This window comes from Solwaraspora sp. WMMD406, from assembly GCF_029626025.1.
Classification (GTDB): Bacteria; Actinomycetota; Actinomycetes; order Mycobacteriales; family Micromonosporaceae; genus Micromonospora_E.
This window is the reverse complement of sequence record NZ_JARUBF010000001.1, coordinates 6,799,023-6,813,271: the sequence shown is the minus strand read 5'-3', so window position 1 is coordinate 6,813,271 and position 14,249 is coordinate 6,799,023. Positions and strand designations below refer to the sequence as shown.

The 14,249-nt window shown below is 69.8% G+C and carries 20 protein-coding genes; 10 read left to right on the top strand and 10 right to left on the bottom strand.

Annotated elements, in window-relative coordinates; all coding sequences use genetic code 11:
- Nucleotides 1–5 precede the first annotated feature (5 nt).
- Complete coding sequence (locus O7632_RS30610; protein WP_278120531.1) at nt 6–701, top strand: ABC transporter ATP-binding protein; 696 nt, start codon at nt 6–8, stop codon at nt 699–701.
- On the opposite strand, the gene O7632_RS30605 is transcribed toward O7632_RS30610, so the two are convergent.
- Together O7632_RS30605 and O7632_RS30600 are read right to left on the bottom strand one after the other, a co-directional pair.
- On the bottom strand, nt 673–1,098 hold the full coding sequence (locus O7632_RS30605; protein WP_278119382.1) for a hypothetical protein: 426 nt from the start codon (nt 1,096–1,098) through the stop codon (nt 673–675). The two genes, O7632_RS30610 and O7632_RS30605, sit on opposite strands and share 29 nt — an antisense overlap.
- Nucleotides 1,099–1,141: 43 nt before the next feature.
- Nucleotides 1,142–1,309: a hypothetical protein gene (locus tag O7632_RS30600; RefSeq protein ID WP_278119380.1), complete on the bottom strand. Its 168-nt coding sequence runs from the start codon at nt 1,307–1,309 to the stop codon at nt 1,142–1,144.
- A 368-nt stretch (nt 1,310–1,677) separates the two neighbouring features.
- On the opposite strand from O7632_RS30600, the gene O7632_RS30595 reads away from it, so the two are divergent.
- Together O7632_RS30595 and O7632_RS30590 are read left to right on the top strand one after the other, a co-directional pair.
- Nucleotides 1,678–2,550 carry a helix-turn-helix transcriptional regulator gene (locus tag O7632_RS30595; RefSeq protein ID WP_278119378.1) on the top strand — a complete coding sequence of 291 codons (873 nt, stop codon included), beginning with the start codon at nt 1,678–1,680 and terminating at the stop codon, nt 2,548–2,550.
- Nucleotides 2,547–2,747, top strand: a complete 201-nt coding sequence (locus tag O7632_RS30590) for a DUF397 domain-containing protein (RefSeq protein ID WP_278119376.1) — start codon at nt 2,547–2,549, stop codon at nt 2,745–2,747. The genes O7632_RS30595 and O7632_RS30590 overlap by 4 nt, the downstream gene beginning before the upstream one ends.
- A gap of 100 nt (nt 2,748–2,847) precedes the next feature.
- Here the strand turns inward: O7632_RS30590 and O7632_RS30585 are convergent, their stop codons facing one another.
- The 3 genes from O7632_RS30585 to O7632_RS30575 are packed head-to-tail and all read right to left on the bottom strand — an operon-like array spanning nt 2,848 to nt 3,682.
- Nucleotides 2,848–3,093, bottom strand: coding sequence for a DUF805 domain-containing protein (locus O7632_RS30585; protein ID WP_278120529.1), 246 nt, complete (start codon nt 3,091–3,093; stop codon nt 2,848–2,850).
- The gene (locus O7632_RS30580; RefSeq protein WP_278119374.1) at nt 3,087–3,398 is read right to left on the bottom strand and encodes a type II toxin-antitoxin system RelE/ParE family toxin; all 312 of its coding nucleotides are present in this window, start codon (nt 3,396–3,398) and stop codon (nt 3,087–3,089) included. The genes O7632_RS30585 and O7632_RS30580 overlap by 7 nt, the downstream gene beginning before the upstream one ends.
- Nucleotides 3,398–3,682 carry a type II toxin-antitoxin system Phd/YefM family antitoxin gene (locus O7632_RS30575; RefSeq protein WP_278119372.1) on the bottom strand — a complete coding sequence of 95 codons (285 nt, stop codon included), beginning with the start codon at nt 3,680–3,682 and terminating at the stop codon, nt 3,398–3,400. The genes O7632_RS30580 and O7632_RS30575 overlap by 1 nt, the downstream gene beginning before the upstream one ends.
- 560 nt (nt 3,683–4,242) lie before the next feature.
- Between O7632_RS30575 and O7632_RS30570 the strand changes: the two genes are divergently transcribed.
- Nucleotides 4,243–5,049 carry a hypothetical protein gene (locus O7632_RS30570; RefSeq protein ID WP_278119370.1) on the top strand — a complete coding sequence of 269 codons (807 nt, stop codon included), beginning with the start codon at nt 4,243–4,245 and terminating at the stop codon, nt 5,047–5,049.
- 12 nt (nt 5,050–5,061) lie between these two features.
- On the opposite strand, the gene O7632_RS30565 is transcribed toward O7632_RS30570, so the two are convergent.
- From O7632_RS30565 to O7632_RS30555, 3 genes are all read right to left on the bottom strand, one after another.
- Nucleotides 5,062–5,757 (bottom strand): hypothetical protein, encoded by a 696-nt coding sequence (locus O7632_RS30565; protein WP_278119368.1) that lies wholly within the window; start codon nt 5,755–5,757, stop codon nt 5,062–5,064.
- A complete protein-coding gene (locus O7632_RS30560; RefSeq protein WP_278119366.1) occupies nt 5,754–6,548 on the bottom strand; it encodes a hypothetical protein in 795 nt (264 codons plus the stop codon). The genes O7632_RS30565 and O7632_RS30560 overlap by 4 nt, the downstream gene beginning before the upstream one ends.
- Before the next feature lie 81 nt (nt 6,549–6,629).
- Nucleotides 6,630–7,010 (bottom strand): MerR family transcriptional regulator, encoded by a 381-nt coding sequence (locus O7632_RS30555; RefSeq protein WP_278119364.1) that lies wholly within the window; start codon nt 7,008–7,010, stop codon nt 6,630–6,632.
- Nucleotides 7,011–7,064: 54 nt separating this feature from the next.
- Between O7632_RS30555 and O7632_RS30550 the strand changes: the two genes are divergently transcribed.
- The 6 genes from O7632_RS30550 (at nt 7,065) to O7632_RS30525 (ending at nt 12,649) form a co-directional block, all read left to right on the top strand.
- On the top strand, nt 7,065–8,069 hold the full coding sequence (locus O7632_RS30550; protein ID WP_278119362.1) for an aldo/keto reductase: 1,005 nt from the start codon (nt 7,065–7,067) through the stop codon (nt 8,067–8,069).
- 62 nt (nt 8,070–8,131) lie between these two features.
- Nucleotides 8,132–8,275 (top strand): hypothetical protein, encoded by a 144-nt coding sequence (locus O7632_RS30545; RefSeq protein ID WP_278119361.1) that lies wholly within the window; start codon nt 8,132–8,134, stop codon nt 8,273–8,275.
- 107 nt (nt 8,276–8,382) lie between these two features.
- On the top strand, nt 8,383–9,657 hold the full coding sequence (locus O7632_RS30540; RefSeq protein ID WP_278119360.1) for a DUF4143 domain-containing protein: 1,275 nt from the start codon (nt 8,383–8,385) through the stop codon (nt 9,655–9,657).
- Nucleotides 9,658–9,762: 105 nt separating this feature from the next.
- Complete coding sequence (locus O7632_RS30535) at nt 9,763–10,347, top strand: winged helix-turn-helix domain-containing protein (RefSeq protein WP_278119359.1); 585 nt, start codon at nt 9,763–9,765, stop codon at nt 10,345–10,347.
- Nucleotides 10,344–11,114, top strand: coding sequence for an SRPBCC domain-containing protein (locus O7632_RS30530; RefSeq protein WP_278119358.1), 771 nt, complete (start codon nt 10,344–10,346; stop codon nt 11,112–11,114). Before O7632_RS30535 ends, O7632_RS30530 begins: the two co-directional genes overlap by 4 nt.
- A gap of 101 nt (nt 11,115–11,215) precedes the next feature.
- Nucleotides 11,216–12,649, top strand: a complete 1,434-nt coding sequence (locus O7632_RS30525; protein ID WP_278119356.1) for a PQQ-binding-like beta-propeller repeat protein — start codon at nt 11,216–11,218, stop codon at nt 12,647–12,649.
- A gap of 53 nt (nt 12,650–12,702) precedes the next feature.
- Here the strand turns inward: O7632_RS30525 and O7632_RS30520 are convergent, their stop codons facing one another.
- Nucleotides 12,703–13,689: a hypothetical protein gene (locus O7632_RS30520; protein ID WP_278119354.1), complete on the bottom strand. Its 987-nt coding sequence runs from the start codon at nt 13,687–13,689 to the stop codon at nt 12,703–12,705.
- Nucleotides 13,682–14,221 (bottom strand): hypothetical protein, encoded by a 540-nt coding sequence (locus O7632_RS30515; protein WP_278119353.1) that lies wholly within the window; start codon nt 14,219–14,221, stop codon nt 13,682–13,684. Before O7632_RS30515 ends, O7632_RS30520 begins: the two co-directional genes overlap by 8 nt.
- Between the last annotated feature and the right edge of the window lie 28 nt (nt 14,222–14,249).

Below are 14,249 nucleotides of genomic sequence, written 5' to 3'. Positions count from 1 at the left end.
AACCGATGGTGCGGGTCGTCGACCTGTCCAAGAGCTACCGTACGGAGGCCAGCGAGCCGATCCACGCCTGCGACGGCGTCGATTTCAAGATGAGCCGGGGCGAGATAGTCGCCGTGACCGGGCCGTCCGGATCCGGCAAGTCCACCCTGCTGCACCTGGTCGGGGCGCTCGACACCCCTGACGCGGGGACGATCGAGGTCGCGGGTGAGCGGATCACCGGGCTCAAGGGGCGTCGCCTGGCCGAATACCGACGTCGGGTGGGCTTCGTGTTCCAGCGGTTCCACCTCCTGCCGACCCTGACCGCCACCGACAACGTCATCGCGCCGCTGCTGCCGTACAAGGTCGGGTTCGACAAGCGGGCCAAGGCCCGGCAGCTGCTCGACGCAGTAGGACTGGCTGATCGCGCCGACTCGTTGCCGTCGAAGCTGTCCGGCGGGCAGCAGCAGCGGGTCGCCATCGCCCGTGCTTTGATCAACGACCCGATGCTGGTGTTGGCCGACGAACCGACCGGCAACCTGGACAGCCAGACCGGCAACGACATCATCGAGCTGTTGTTCGGCGTGCGGGACCGGCTCGGAGCCTCGCTGATGATCGCGACGCACGATCCAAGCCTCGCCGCGCGGTGTGATCGCGTCGTCCGGATCCGGGACGGCCGGATCGTCGAAGACACCGTCAGTCCTGCGGCGGGGCCGGTGGGGTGAGGCCGGCGTACTGCAGGACGACCCGGATGCGGCGGGCCGCGCGCTGGTCGCGGCGGTCGAGCACGGCGAGGGCGTCGAGGAACATTTCGCAGTACGTACGGTGACAGTGCCGGCAGCCGCCCAACCGGTCGGGCATGTGCCGCTCGGCGGTCTGCCGGGCGAGCTGGACCATGTCGGCGACGTGGTCGCCCGCTGGTGGCGCGTCGTCGCCGCTGCGGGGTGCCGGTGCGACGCCCCGCGCGGCGATCAGATTAAAGCGCGGGTCGGCGTCGACGTCGGTCTCGCCGGGTTGGCGTTGCGGTAGCGGCGGTCGGCCGGGCGTCGGCAACTGGTTGATCAAGTGGGACGGCAGCGGCGGGCGGGAGAACCGGTCCGGCTCGTCATTTCGGTACGGCATGATCCCTCACAAGTTGATGGTGCTGCTCGACATGGAATTGCGTTCAGATTTGCGATGAGGAGCCTCGTTCGGGACCCGGTGGCAGCCGGGGATAGGTCATCGCCCCGCACTCCGGGCACCAGCGACTCTTGACCTTGAAACTCAGCAGCCCGGCGAGGAACCCGATCAAGGCAGCGCCGGCCATGGCGAGCCAGAACTCGATAGGCGACATTTCTCGACCTCCGCATAGCATCGCTGAGCTGGGGATATAGGGCGGCGTGGCGGCCGGGCGGGCCGGGAGAGTCGCCTCGGCCGCCACGCCTGATCGGGGTGAAACGATGTTGACCGTTCGGGTGGTTTGCCGCCCACCGAACGGTGACGCCGTATTCATGAAGTGGAAGACGCGCCGGCTTTGCGGCGCTTCGTTCGCGTTTCCCGAACGAATACGAGTCTGTCGGTCGACCGGCGACTCCGCAATTCCTGTCGGGGATGTCACCAGGGATTCGATTCGACCGTATGATCGTGGCGTCCGTCGATCAACAGCTCTTACCGAGGTACGGCATGGGCTCGATTGGCAAACGACGTCTCGGGAGGTGGCAGATGGCCGCGACCTTGTTGAACTCTTCGGTGCCTCGGCGGCAGCTCGGTCGGGAGCTGCGTCGGCTGCGCGAGGAGCGGGCGCGGATGGCGCAGATCGAGGCGGCGCGGGTGCTCACCTGGTCCAACAGCAAGCTGTGGCGGATGGAGCAGGGCGAGGTCCCGGTCCGTACCGAGGACGTGGTGTTGCTCTGCGAGCTGTACGGCGCGGACCTGAAGATGACCGAGGCGCTGGCCGCCCTCGCCCCGAAGACCAGGGAGAAGGGCTGGTGGCACGACTACGCCAGCATCCCGTCCTGGTTCGAGCTGTTCATCGGCCTCGAAGAAGCCGCCTCCCACCTCCGCGAGTACCACACCAACCTCGTCTCGGGGGTGCTGCAAACCCGGGAGTACGCAACCGCAGTGTTCACGGCCAGCCCGCTCAACCTCTCGCCCGAGACCATCGAGCGGCGGGTGGCGGTGCGGCTGCAGCGCGCACAGCTACTCACCCGGATCGAGCCGCATTTGCCCCAGTTCGACATCGTGTTGGATGAGGCGGTGATCCGCCGCCCGGTCGGCTCGGGGACGGTGATGTCTGCCCAGCTTCGCCGGCTGGTCGAGGCTGGTGAGCTGCCGAACGTCTCGATCCGGGTGATCCCGTTCGCCGCAGGAGTCCATGGCGGCACCCTCGCCAAGGACTTCACGATCATGGCCTTCCCCGGTGAGGTTGAGCCGACCACGATCTACGTCGAAGGGCTCACAGGTGCCCTCTACTTGGACCGTCCGGATGAGGCCGAGCGCTATACGATTGCCTTCGATGGCCTTTCGACAGTGGCGCTGGACCAGGCCGCGTCGCGTGATCTCCTCATCCGGACCGCAAAGGAGTACGAGTCATGACCAACCTGTCCAACGTCACGTGGCGCAAGAGCAGCCGTTCCAACGACCAGGGACAGTGTGTCGAGGTGGCTGATCAGCTGGCTGGTGTCGTTGGGGTGCGGGACTCCAAGGACCTGGCCGGGCCGGTGCTGATGATCGCCCCGGCGAGCTGGTCCGCCTTCGTCGCCGCGACCAAGACCGGCACCCTCGGCGGCTGACCACCCCGGCACCCGCGCTGACGGCACCGATGTGAGGCTGAGATACCTATCGGCGTACGGGATAGGTATCTCAGCCTCACATCGTCGTAGCTGTCGGGCGTCAGACGGCCGCCCCGAATCCGGCGACGTCCTTCGGGTCGGGGCCGAAGCGGTTCGGGCCGTGCGTGCCATCCAGCACGAAGAACACCAGCAGGACGATCGCTCCGACGATCGGGATCAGCGCGATCAGCAGCCACCAGCCGGACCGGTCGGTGTCGTGCAGCCGTCGTACGCCGACCGCCAAGCTCGGCAACAACAGCGCCAAGGAGAATTGTCGCGATGCTCGCGAGGCAGGCGCTCCTATGATCGGTAGGCGTCGCGTCGGTGACGGATCGACTGGATCTCGACAACCCGCTTGGCCTCGTTGACCCGGTAGATGATCCGGTATGTGCCGCGCCGGGCAGAGTGGAAGCCGTCGAAGGGCTCGTCGAGCGGTTTGCCGGGCCGGTAGGGGTTGACCGCGATCGCCCGAGCGATGGTCTCCGTTGCCGCGATCGCCACTTCCAATGGCAGGTCCTCGTGCAGGTTGCGGCGGGCCTGGCGGGAGAACATCACGGTGTACGGGCTGGGTGCTTCGCCGACGCCGTGGCCCTGTTCGCTCCGCTGAGGCATCAGGCTGCCCGGTCGCGACGTCGCTCCAACTCGCCGAGGACCTCGTCCATCGAGAACGTGTCACCCGAGGCGAAGTCCTCCCGGGACTGGCGCAGATCCGCCAGGGCTTCACTGTCGGAGAGCAGGTCCAGCGTTTCCCGCATCGATTCGTACTCGGCTACCGAGATCAACATGACGTCCGCGCGGCCGTTGCGGGTGATCGTGAAGTGGTCGTGTTCCCGAGCAACCCGATCGGCGAGTTCGGCGATCCGGGCCTTGGCCTCGGTGATCGGAATGGTCTCCATGGCAGCTGGGTTAGCAACTGGTCAGAATTCTGGCCATCGGCTACCGGCCTGCGGGTCTGCCTGCCTGCCGGGCTCGGGGGTCATCCCGGAGTCGTCCGCCGCCTCTTCGACGGCCGTCATCTCACGCCGCCCACACGACCGGAACATTGCCGCACGGGGTCGGCACGGACAACGGTTGTCCACAGCCTGTGGATAACGCAGGTGTACGGCAAAGGTCGGCGTCCGCCGCGCGGCTCCCCGCCTGCCGGAACCGGCCCAGCGGACCTGTAGTGCGTTCGGGGCTGATCCCGTAGCGGGATCATGATCCCCCTACGGGATCAGCCCCGACGAGAACATGGTTCCCCGCCGCAGCACGCTGCCGCGCCCCGCGGAACTCGAACCCGCGCTGGGAGCGCGCCCCGGACCATCCCGCCGCCGGGAAGTGGCGCTACGACCTCGCGATCCTGTACGGCTACCGTGGCGAGCGCCGACGGGATCCGGGCGACTACGACCGGGCGATCAAGCTGCTCGACGCCCTGCCCTCGCGGCTGAGCGTCGGCGAACCCGACTACGGCCTCGTCGTGGGCACCCTCGCCGAGGTGCACTGGCACCGACTCCGGCTGCTGCGGGCACTGCGCCCTGACCCGTCTGCGGAGCTGCTGACGGAGGCCGAACGCGTCGCCGCGACGCTGTGGGCACTCGCCGCCGACACGGCGGACGCTGAGCTCGGACACTACGTTCGGCTGCTGCACGGGCTGGCCCGGCACACCGTGTACGACGCCGGACAGCGGCCCGCCGACCTGGACGCCGCCATCGCCCTGCTCGACGACGCGGTGCGGCACACCGCACCGGACCTGGCGGAGTTCAGCGGTCCCCGGCTGGTGCGGTGGATCGCCGAAGCCCGGCCGTCCTGGGAACGGGCGGTCGATGTCAACACCGATCTGCGCAGCCTCGCCGCAGGCGTCCTGGCCGTCACCGAGTTCTACGGTGGGCGGATCGATCCGGACACAATCGATCTGGACCGGGTGACCCGGCTACTGGACGTCGCCCGCCGGATGCCCTATCCACCATCGGAGCTGGGCAGCGTATTGGACACGATCGGGGCGCTCGTGCAGCACGTGAGGTCGGTGCAGCAGCCGACCGCGACACAGCAGGCGATGGAGCCGCTGGTCCGCGCCGTCAACGACCCGTACGCGGGCCCGGACACGCTCGACCTGGTGGGCCGGTTCGCTCCGCTGATGGGGCACATGTGGGCGTCCTGCAGCGGCGATCGGCGGGCACTGCGGGCTGCGAAGCAAGGCCTCGTCACCAGCGGATCAGCGGCGGTGACCTGCTCGGTGGCCGCCGACCTGGCCGCGTGGGCAGGCTTCATCCACCTGGGACGGTGAGCCGGGTGGAGACTACGACCGCAGTACGTTCCTGATCTTGTTGGCGGCCTTGTCCACGCCCTGCATCATCTTCTGTGTCGAACTGCTGCTGACCTGCAGGAACATGCTGGCGCTCAACGCCTTTTCCACCTCGGACAGGCCCTTCTGTGCCGTACCGGTGAGTCGCTCGGCCGCCGCCCGCATGACCTGCTTGGCCTGGCCGTCGTTGGCTTTCTCCGCGCAGTTCGCCAGCGCGCAGGCGTTGAGCAGATCGAGCGAGAGGGCGGCGAAGGCGGCGTTCAGACCGGCCGTTTCGAAGGTCAGCTCGTCGCCGGAGCCGTTGAGCAGGAACGACCCGGTGATCTTCTCGTCCATCCCGCCGGTCATCCGGGCCGTCGGGCTGACGTACCGGGGATTGCCGCCCAGGTTGCCGACCAGCTCTTCCCACGTCCGTGCCTGCTCGGTGGCCGACGACTTCAGCCGGTCGTACAGGCCGGCCAGGATCGGATTCGGGGTGCGCCGGGCCAGCATGCTGAACAGGCAGACCCCCATCAGGTCGTGGGTCATCCACGCCGAGAGCTGATCGGCCAGGAATGCTCCGTTCAGGCCACTGCCGGCGGCGAAGGCGGCGAGCTGGTCGTCGTCCACGGCCCGCTCCGGCACCGCCGTCACCATCGGGCCGGGCTTGATGGTGGCACCCGTCTCGGCGCGGACAGCGCTGCGCGTCATCGCGCGACCTCCTCTCGGACCTTTTCGTGGGCGTACCGCTCGACTGGGTACGGGCCCTCGGTCATGTTGCGGTACTCCCTGCCGTTGCGCAGCGCGTTCTCCTCGATGACCTGCTCGCTCGGCGCGCCGCCGGCGTTGACCGTCGCCATGTGCTTGATGTAGCGGTCCGGCCACTCGGCGACGAAGCCGGTGCCGAAGGTGGTGACGTCCACCTGTTCGGCGATGACCTCGCGGATGAACTCCTTGTTCGGCTGGAACTTTGTCGGCTGTGGCATCTCGGCCGGCAGGATCTGCTCCGGCTCCCGGCCGTCGTAGCGGCGCAGCAGGTCGGCCGCCACCTTCAGCTGCTCGATCTCCATCGCCAGATTGAGTTCCCAGAGCTGCTTGATCCGGCGGTCGTCCTCGTCCTGCGCGAACGACCAGTACAGGTAGCACTCGTTGTACTCGTGGTGGACGAGCTGCTCCAGCCAGCTTTCCGCCGGGTCGATCATCGACTCGTACTGTGTGACGTGTTCTTCCTCGACCATCGCGATCTCCAGATAGAGACTGCGGGCGATCGGCTCGACGAACTCCGGCCCCACGTTCATGTAGTAGGTCATCGTCTGCTGCTCGGCGGCCGTGATCGTGATCGCGTGCATCCGCGACAGCGGATCGACAGTGTGCTTGTCGTAGTGCTTGCGAATGTTGTCCGCGGGGTGGCGGTGGTGGTGTGCCGTCGGCCGCCCCGGCATGACCTCGGTCAGGTAGTCGACGATCGCCTGCGCCTTCTTGCCCTGGGTCAGCTCGTACAAGTTGGAGTAGCGGTACAGGTGGTCGAAGTCCTCCAGCAGCCCGAACTTGTAGTTCTGCCGCTACTCCTCGGCGATCTGTGGCTACTCCTCGGCCGCCGACGTACCGTCGGCCTGGTCGGCGTACCAGGCGAGCTTGTCACCGATCCGGACCCGCCAACGCTGCAGCTGGGCGATCTGCGCCTCGACGGCGGCGGCGTGTTCGCGCAGCAGCGCGATCCGCTCCGGGACGGTGCCCGGGTCCTGGCACAGCTCGCCGTAGCGGCGGAGCAGTTCGATCGGCATGCCGGTGTCGCGCAGGCAGCGCAGAAAGCCCAGGGTGGCCAGGTCGTCGTCGCTGTAGACCCGCCGTCCGACCGAGTCGCGCGCCACCGGCGGCAGGATCCCTTCTCGCTCGTAGTAGCGCAAGGTGTGCAGGGTGAAGCCGGACCGGGCCGCCGCCTGCGCCGGAGAGTAGGCCGTCATGCCGGCGACGATACCGGTTGACTTCGAGTGCACTCGAAGTTGAAAAGTGGTGGCATGACCGACGAGAACACCACGGACCACTCTGTCTCCGCCGCCGCATCGGCTGCACCGGCACCGCCCGCGCCGGCGTCGCCGCTGGTGCTGGGCACGATGATGTTCGGCACCACGGTCGACGAGGAGACGTCGTTCGCGCTGCTCGACCGGTTCGTCGAACGCGGCGGCGAATGGATCGACACCGCCGACTGCTACGCGTTCTGGGCCAGCGCCGACGGCCGGGGCGGCGACAGCGAGCGGATCATCGGACGCTGGCTCGCCGCCCGGCCCGGCGTCCGCGACCGGGTCCGGCTCGCCACCAAAGTTGGCGCCGAGCCGCTGTGGGCCGGCTCGTGGCCGCGCCACCGCGCCGGCCTGAGCCGGTACGCCATCCGCGACGCCTTCGCCGGCAGCCTCGACCGGCTCGGCGTCGACCACGTCGACCTGCTCTGGCTGCACCAGGAGGATCGCGCCGTCCCGATCGAGGAGACCGTCGACGCGGTCGGCGAGCTCACCGCTTCCGGTGCCGTACGCCGGGTCGGTGCCTCCAACCACCCCGCCTGGCGGGTCGAGCGGGCCCGGGCCCGCGCCGCCGCCACCGGTACCCGGCCGATCGACGCCCTGCAACTCAACGCCACCTATCTGCGGGCCCGCCCCGGCACCCGGCCCGACGGGGTGGAGCACCCGTTCGGGCTGCTCAGCGACGAACAGTGGGACATCGCGCAGGCGTACCGGATGGAGGTGTGGGCCTACACGCCGCTGCTGTCCGGGGCGTACGACAACCCGGCCAAGTCGATCCCGCAGGTCTACGACCATCCGGGCAGCACCCGCCGGCTGGACGCGCTCGACGACGTGGTCAAGCAGACCGGCGCGACGCGCGGGCAGGTGGTGCTGGCGTGGCTGGTGGCGCAGGGCATCCGACCCATTCTCGGCGGCAGCAAGCCGTACCAGTTGGACGCCGCGTTCGACGGACTCGCCCTCACCCTCACCGAGGAGCAGTTGACCCGCCTCGACGTCGCCGGCTGACTGGTGCCCGGGCCGGTACGCGTACGGTGTGGTGCGCGTCCCGGCGCGGCTCGCTGGCCACGGTGATCTCCCCGCCGCGGGCGGGTGCCGCCGGGGCGACCCTCGCCGGGCTGGGCGGCGAGCTGCTGGTCGGTGTCGTCGCGGGCGGCTATCTGGCGTTCCGGGGCGCCCGGCTGCCGCCGGCTTGGGCCCTGAGCGCCCCCTGACCGAATGCGGAGGCCTGGCGGAAAAGCAGTCCAGGAGATGTGTGAAAGGTAGTGTGAAACGCGTGTGAGAAGTAGCGTAAAACATGTGTGAAAGGTAGTTTTGGCTGGTGAGTGCCTATCAGACAAGGGTCGTTGACCAGGAGTTGGACGAGCTGCTGCCGGGCCTACCCGCCATCAGCATCGAGGGGCCGAAGGGGGTGGGCAAGACAGCGACGGGGCAGCGTCGGGCGGCAACCCTCGTCGCGTTGGACGACCCCGTACAGCGAGAGTTGCTACGTGCTGACCCGGCGCGCATCGACCGTGTCCAGGGGCCGGTCCTCATCGACGAGTGGCAGCGCGAGCCGACGGTCTGGGACCTGGTGCGACGCAGCGTCGACCGGGATCCGTCGCCGGGAAGGTTCCTGCTGACCGGCAGCGCCACCCCGACCTCGGCACCTACCCATTCCGGAGCGGGACGGATCGTGCAACTGCGGATGCGACCGATGACCCTTGTCGAGCGGGCGGTCGCCGAACCCACGGTCAGCCTGCGTGACCTGCTGTCCGGTCGCCGGCCGGAGGTCGCCGGCGAATCACCGGCCAGCCTCGCCGACTACGCCGAGGAGATCGTCCGGTCAGGGTTTCCCGCCATCCGACAGTTGCCGTCGAGAGCGCGCCGCGCGCAACTCGACGGCTACCTGGCCCGGATCGTGGAGCGTGACTTTCCAGAGCAGGGACATCTGGTACGCCGGCCCGAGACGCTGCGCGGGTGGCTGGCGGCGTACGCGAGCGCCACCGCGACCACCAGTTCATACACGGCGATCCTCGACGCGGCGACGCCGGGCGAGAGCAACAAGCCCGCCAAGACCACTACCACCGCCTATCGTGACGTGCTTTCCCAGCTGTGGCTGTTGGATCCGGTGCCGGGCTGGTCGCCGAGCCGGAGCACCTTCACCCGGCTCGGCAGCGCCGTCAAACACCACTTGGCCGATCCGGCGCTTGCCGCTCGGCTACTCGGTGCCAGTCGGGAGGCGTTGCTCAACGAGTCCGTCCCTGCGGGGGTCACTCCCCGGATGGGCCCGTTGCTGGGCGCGCTTTTCGAATCCCTGGTGACATTGTGTGTCCGCGTCTACGCACAGGCGGCCGAGTCCTCGATCCACCATCTGCGGACCTGGAACGGCCGCCACGAGGTCGACCTGATCGTGCAGCGCGCCGATCAGCGGGTCGTCGCGCTGGAAGTGAAGCTTGCACCCATCGTCGGTGACGACGACGTCGCGCACCTGCGATGGCTTCGGGACCAGATGGGTGAGGACCTGCTGGACGCGGCGGTCGTCACTACCGGTCCAGTGGCGTATCGGCGTGCGGACGGGATCGCCGTCGTCCCGCTGGCCCTGCTCGGCCCGTGATCCATCTGCGACCAGCGGTGGTTGCCGAGCCTGTCGGAGCGCTCGTTCGAGCTTGACAGGAGATCTTGTCTTGACAGCAACCTCTGTCAGGGGCAGGCTGGCGGCGTGCAGGAGATCGAAGTCATCGAGGATCCGCAGGTGGCGGTCGCCGCGCTGGAACCGACCCGGTCGCGGCTGCTGGCCGCGCTCGCCGAGCCGGCCAGCGCCACCGAACTGGCCGGGCGCACCGGCCTGACCCGGCAACGGGCCAACTACCACCTGCGGGCACTCGAACACCACGGCCTGGTCCAGCCCGCCGGCGAACGCCGGCACGGCGGACTCACCGAGCGGCTGCTGGTCGCCAGCGCCGCAGCGTACCTGGTGTCGCCGGCCGCGCTCGGCGACGCGGCCGGCGACCCCGCCCGTACCGCCGACCGGGGATCCGCCCGCTACCTGATCGCGCTCGCCGCCCGTACCATCCGCGAACTGACCCGGCTGCTGCGTCGCGCCGAAGCCAGCGGAGCACGGGTCGTCACCTTCTCGCTGGACAGCGAGGTGCGCCTGGCGGCGTCCCCGCAGGCCCGCGCCGCGTTCGCCGACGACCTCACCGCCGCCGTCGCCGCCGTGATCCGTCGGCACCACCAGTCGGCCGACACCGTCGGCGACGACTACCGCCTGACCGTGACCACCCACCCGAGGGAGCAGCCATGACCGACCCTGTCGAGGCGTCCGCCGAGGTCACCGGCACACCGGAGGAGCTGTGGCCGCTGCTGACCAGCGGCGCCGGCATCTCCGCCTGGTTCATGCCCGCCGAGGTCGACATCGACGCGGGCACCGTCCGGCACCGGTTCGGCCCCGGCGACGACGAGGTCTCCGACGGCACGATCGTCGCCGCCGAGGCGCCACACCGATTCGCGTACGTCGAGGAATGGGCACCGAGCGAAGGTGCCGAGCCGATCACCTCGACCACCGAGTTCCTGATCGAGGCGGTGTCCGGGGCGACCAGCCTGGTCCGGATCGTCTCGTCCGGCTTCGGCACCGGCCCGGACGGACGACGTCAGGCCGAGTCGACCGCCGCCGGCTGGACCCAGGCGCTGCGGGTGCTGGCCCTCTACACGGCCCACTTCGCCGGCCGGCCGAGCGCTTCGCTGCGCGCCTGGGCGCATTCGGACCGGTCGCTGTCCGACGTCTGGGCGACGCTGACCACCGACCTCGGGCTGGCCGGGGCAGCCGTCGGCGACCGGGTCCGGGTCGGTGACGGGGTCGCGCCCCCGCTGGCCGGGCAGGTGTCCGCCGTCGCCGACACCGGCCTGACGCTGCTGGTCGACGAACCGGCCGGCGGAGTCGCCAGCGTCATCGCCGCCGACTTCGGTGCCAGCCGGGGCGCGGTCGTCGACATGTTCTTCTACGGCGACGACTCGGCCGCGCTCGTCGCCGCGTACGGACCGGCGTGGGAGAAGTGGATGGCGGACCGCTGACCTGCCGAGCGCCGACCTGCCGAGCGCTGACCGTCCGCCCGCCGAGCGCCGACCGACGTTTTCCCTGTCTGGTTCGGTAGGGTGCGGGAGGAGGTGCACCGATGGCGGAGCCAGCGAGCAGCACGGACCGCGCGAACAGCACAGACCGCGCCGGCTGGCGGGCCCGGCCACGCTGGCAGCTCGTCACCGCCGGTGTGCTGGCCGGACTCGTGCTGCTGAGCGCCGCCGCCGTCATCGCCTATCGGGTCCTCGCGCCCGCCGAAGTGGTCACCCCGTCCGGCTACCAGCCGTCCCCGCCGACCGCCCAGCCCGGTCCGGTGGCCCGGCTCTCCGCCGCGCCGCTGCTGGTCGACGGCCGCCTGCGGGTGTACGCCACCACTCGTCAGGTCCGCGCCGACGGGCCGATCGACATGCGGACCCAGGTCACCCCGGCCTGGTCGTTCCGCCGATGGCCCGAACAGCTGGTCGGCGTGGTGGCGACCGGCACCACTGTGGTCAGCCGCTGGTCCGACGGTGAACTGGTGGCCGTCGACGCGGTCAGCGGTGAGGTGGCCTGGCGGACCGCCGGCCCGGCACCGGCGGACACCGGGTACGCCGGTCGGCGTACCGGGGCGCAGACCGTCTACGCCCCGGCGGGCCTGCACACGGCGACCAGCGCCGCCGATGGGCGGTCGCTGGTGGTGGCGCGCGGTGACTCCGAGGTGTACGGCGTCGATGTGGCGACCGGTCGGCAGTTGTGGCGGACCGCGCTGCCCGGTCAGGGCGACGCCTGCCGGGACGCCGGCTTCACCACCACCGGCGGGCAGCTCGCCCTGGTCAACAGCTGTGCCGCCCCGCCGACCGTGGAGTTCTACGACCTGGCGACCGGGGAGCTGGCCCAGACCTGGCAGCCGGAGGGAGCGGGTCCCGGTCTGGCGGTGGAACCACTCGGCTGTTCGGCGGGCCGTTCCGAGTGCGGTGCGTTGCGTACCACCGGGGCGGGGCAGTCGCGGGGCTGGCTGCTCGACGGACCGGATCCGGTGTCGGCCGCCTCGCTCGACTCCGTCGACGCGCTGCTGGTCGACGGGATGGCGATCCGACTCGACCAGGTGACCGGCGAGGTGGTGGCCCAGGAGGTCCGGACCGGTGCGACGGCGTGGCGCAGGCCGCTGCCGCAGCCGGACCCGTCGGCCGACGGTGCGGCCGACGACGTCGCTGACGGCACCGTCGACGATCCGGCCGTCGGCGACCCGGCCGGTACGGACGCAGCCGCCCCGGCGGACGGCGGTGATCGGCTGCTGGCGGTGCAGCCGGGTCGCGCTCACGTGCTGACCGCGTCCCGGGAGTTGATCACCTTCGACGCGGTCAGTGGAGCTGAGTTGTCCCGGTTCGTCATGATCATGCCGAGTGAGCGGATGACCGACTGGGCCCCCGGCTACGTGTACGTACAGGACGGGTTCGTGGTGGTCGAACGGCTCCGGCTGCCGGTCGACCCGGACGCCGACGACGGCCGCTACTACCGGCTACAGGAGACGGTGCTTGTCGCAGCCACCTGACGGGCCGGAGGTCAGCTGACCCGGCGCGGCTCCGGCCCGAATGGAACGGTCGGTCAGCTGAACCGGTCCCGGCGACGATAGGCGACGACGCCGAGCGCGCCGACGGCGAGCAGCGCGACCAGCCCGCTGATCCCCAGTACAGCCGTCGGACTCATAGCGGCGGACGACTCCACCAGCGCCGAGCCGAACGCGACCGTCGCGGTGGTTTCCCGGTGCACCTTTCCGCTGGTCAGGGTCAGCTTCGCGGTCCAGCGGCCGTCCGGCACGACCGCTTCCAGCGGCAGCTCGATCACCCGGTCGTCACCGATGCCCAGGGTGGCGATCTCGACCGGGAACGGGCCGGCGGACAGCTCACCCGGTCCGTCGGTCAGTTTCAGCTCGCCGCGCAGGTCGAGCGCCCGCTGTCCGGTGTTGCGGACCCGTACGCTGATCACCGGTTGACCGTCGGAGGTCCGCTGGGCGGTCAGGTCGCCGAGCGTGAAGTCCGACGGCGGTTCGCCACCGGCTCCGATCGACAGGTAGACCCGGACTCCGCTGCGCGCGACGTTGTGGACGTTGGCGTTCGGGTCGCGTCGGTCGCCGGCTTCGGCCCAGATCACCCCGTAGTGCTCGCCGCTGGTGGCGTCGTCCGGGACGGTGATCCGGGCGAGCACCCGGGCGCGGTGTTCCGCGTCCAGGCGTACCTCGGTCTCGTCGAGCGTGATCCACTCGGTGAGTTCGTTGTCGGCGCGGCCGTCGCCGAAGAGGAAGCCGTCCTTGTCGACGACCGCCGCCCCCGGATACAGGGCGATTTCCCGGGCGCTGGCCGAGTAGTTGGTGACCTCGATCCGCCGCTCGATGACGTCGCCGGGCTTGAGATGGTCGACGATGTAGATGTGCGCCCGGTAGTCGTCACGCCGTTCCAGCGGCGCGTCGAGCAGTCGGACGCCGACGCCGGTCGGATCGGCGTCCTGGTGCGGCTTCGCATGCGCGGCCGCACCGGTGCCGACCAGCAGTGGCACCAGGGCGAGCACGGTGAGCGCGGCGAGTCGGCTACGCAACGGAGTGGGTCACCGTGCCCTGGTAGAGGCCGGCCACCGAGTCGCCCGGGATGGCGATCTCCAGCGTGGGATTCCAGGTGGCGCTGTTGTTGCCCGATCCAGCGGTTTTCGAGAACGCGGTTCGAGGCATGCTGAGCGACACCGCGTCGGCGGCGGTCGGCTGGCCGGGTACGAAGGTGCCCGTACCTGTGGTGGAAACGGCCGGGCCGGACCAGTAGTCGACCACGTTCGGTTGGATGGTCTCTTCGGGTCCGCCGGAGCCGGTGGTGAATGCGGTGGAGACCACCGAGGCGACCCAGGTGGCGGTCAGCGCCGCCCGCTGGTCGTTGACCGTCACGTTGCCGAGTTGACCGGTCAGGGTCTGGCCGGGGAACGCGGAACCCAGGTTGACCGCTGCCGGCACCTGGATGGTCAGGTCCGATGTGGACACAGTGAACGTGACGAGAGTGTCACCGGATGGCTGGGCGGCCGCTGGCGTTGCCACAGCAACCGCGGTCACCGCAGCGGTGACCAGGAGAATCATCTTCCGCATGCACCACAATCTAGCTGCTAAACCACAT

Coding starts and splice junctions, on each gene's coding strand:
- O7632_RS30610 (WP_278120531.1), top strand. CDS start 6: ATGGTGCGGGTCGTCGACCTGTCCAAGAGCTACCGTACGGAGGCCAGC.
- O7632_RS30605 (WP_278119382.1), bottom strand. CDS start 1,098: ATGCCGTACCGAAATGACGAGCCGGACCGGTTCTCCCGCCCGCCGCTG.
- O7632_RS30600 (WP_278119380.1), bottom strand. CDS start 1,309: ATGTCGCCTATCGAGTTCTGGCTCGCCATGGCCGGCGCTGCCTTGATC.
- O7632_RS30595 (WP_278119378.1), top strand. CDS start 1,678: ATGGCCGCGACCTTGTTGAACTCTTCGGTGCCTCGGCGGCAGCTCGGT.
- O7632_RS30590 (WP_278119376.1), top strand. CDS start 2,547: ATGACCAACCTGTCCAACGTCACGTGGCGCAAGAGCAGCCGTTCCAAC.
- O7632_RS30580 (WP_278119374.1), bottom strand. CDS start 3,398: ATGCCTCAGCGGAGCGAACAGGGCCACGGCGTCGGCGAAGCACCCAGC.
- O7632_RS30575 (WP_278119372.1), bottom strand. CDS start 3,682: ATGGAGACCATTCCGATCACCGAGGCCAAGGCCCGGATCGCCGAACTC.
- O7632_RS30565 (WP_278119368.1), bottom strand. CDS start 5,757: ATGACGCGCAGCGCTGTCCGCGCCGAGACGGGTGCCACCATCAAGCCC.
- O7632_RS30555 (WP_278119364.1), bottom strand. CDS start 7,010: ATGACGGCCTACTCTCCGGCGCAGGCGGCGGCCCGGTCCGGCTTCACC.
- O7632_RS30550 (WP_278119362.1), top strand. CDS start 7,065: ATGACCGACGAGAACACCACGGACCACTCTGTCTCCGCCGCCGCATCG.
- O7632_RS30530 (WP_278119358.1), top strand. CDS start 10,344: ATGACCGACCCTGTCGAGGCGTCCGCCGAGGTCACCGGCACACCGGAG.
- O7632_RS30525 (WP_278119356.1), top strand. CDS start 11,216: ATGGCGGAGCCAGCGAGCAGCACGGACCGCGCGAACAGCACAGACCGC.
- O7632_RS30515 (WP_278119353.1), bottom strand. CDS start 14,221: ATGCGGAAGATGATTCTCCTGGTCACCGCTGCGGTGACCGCGGTTGCT.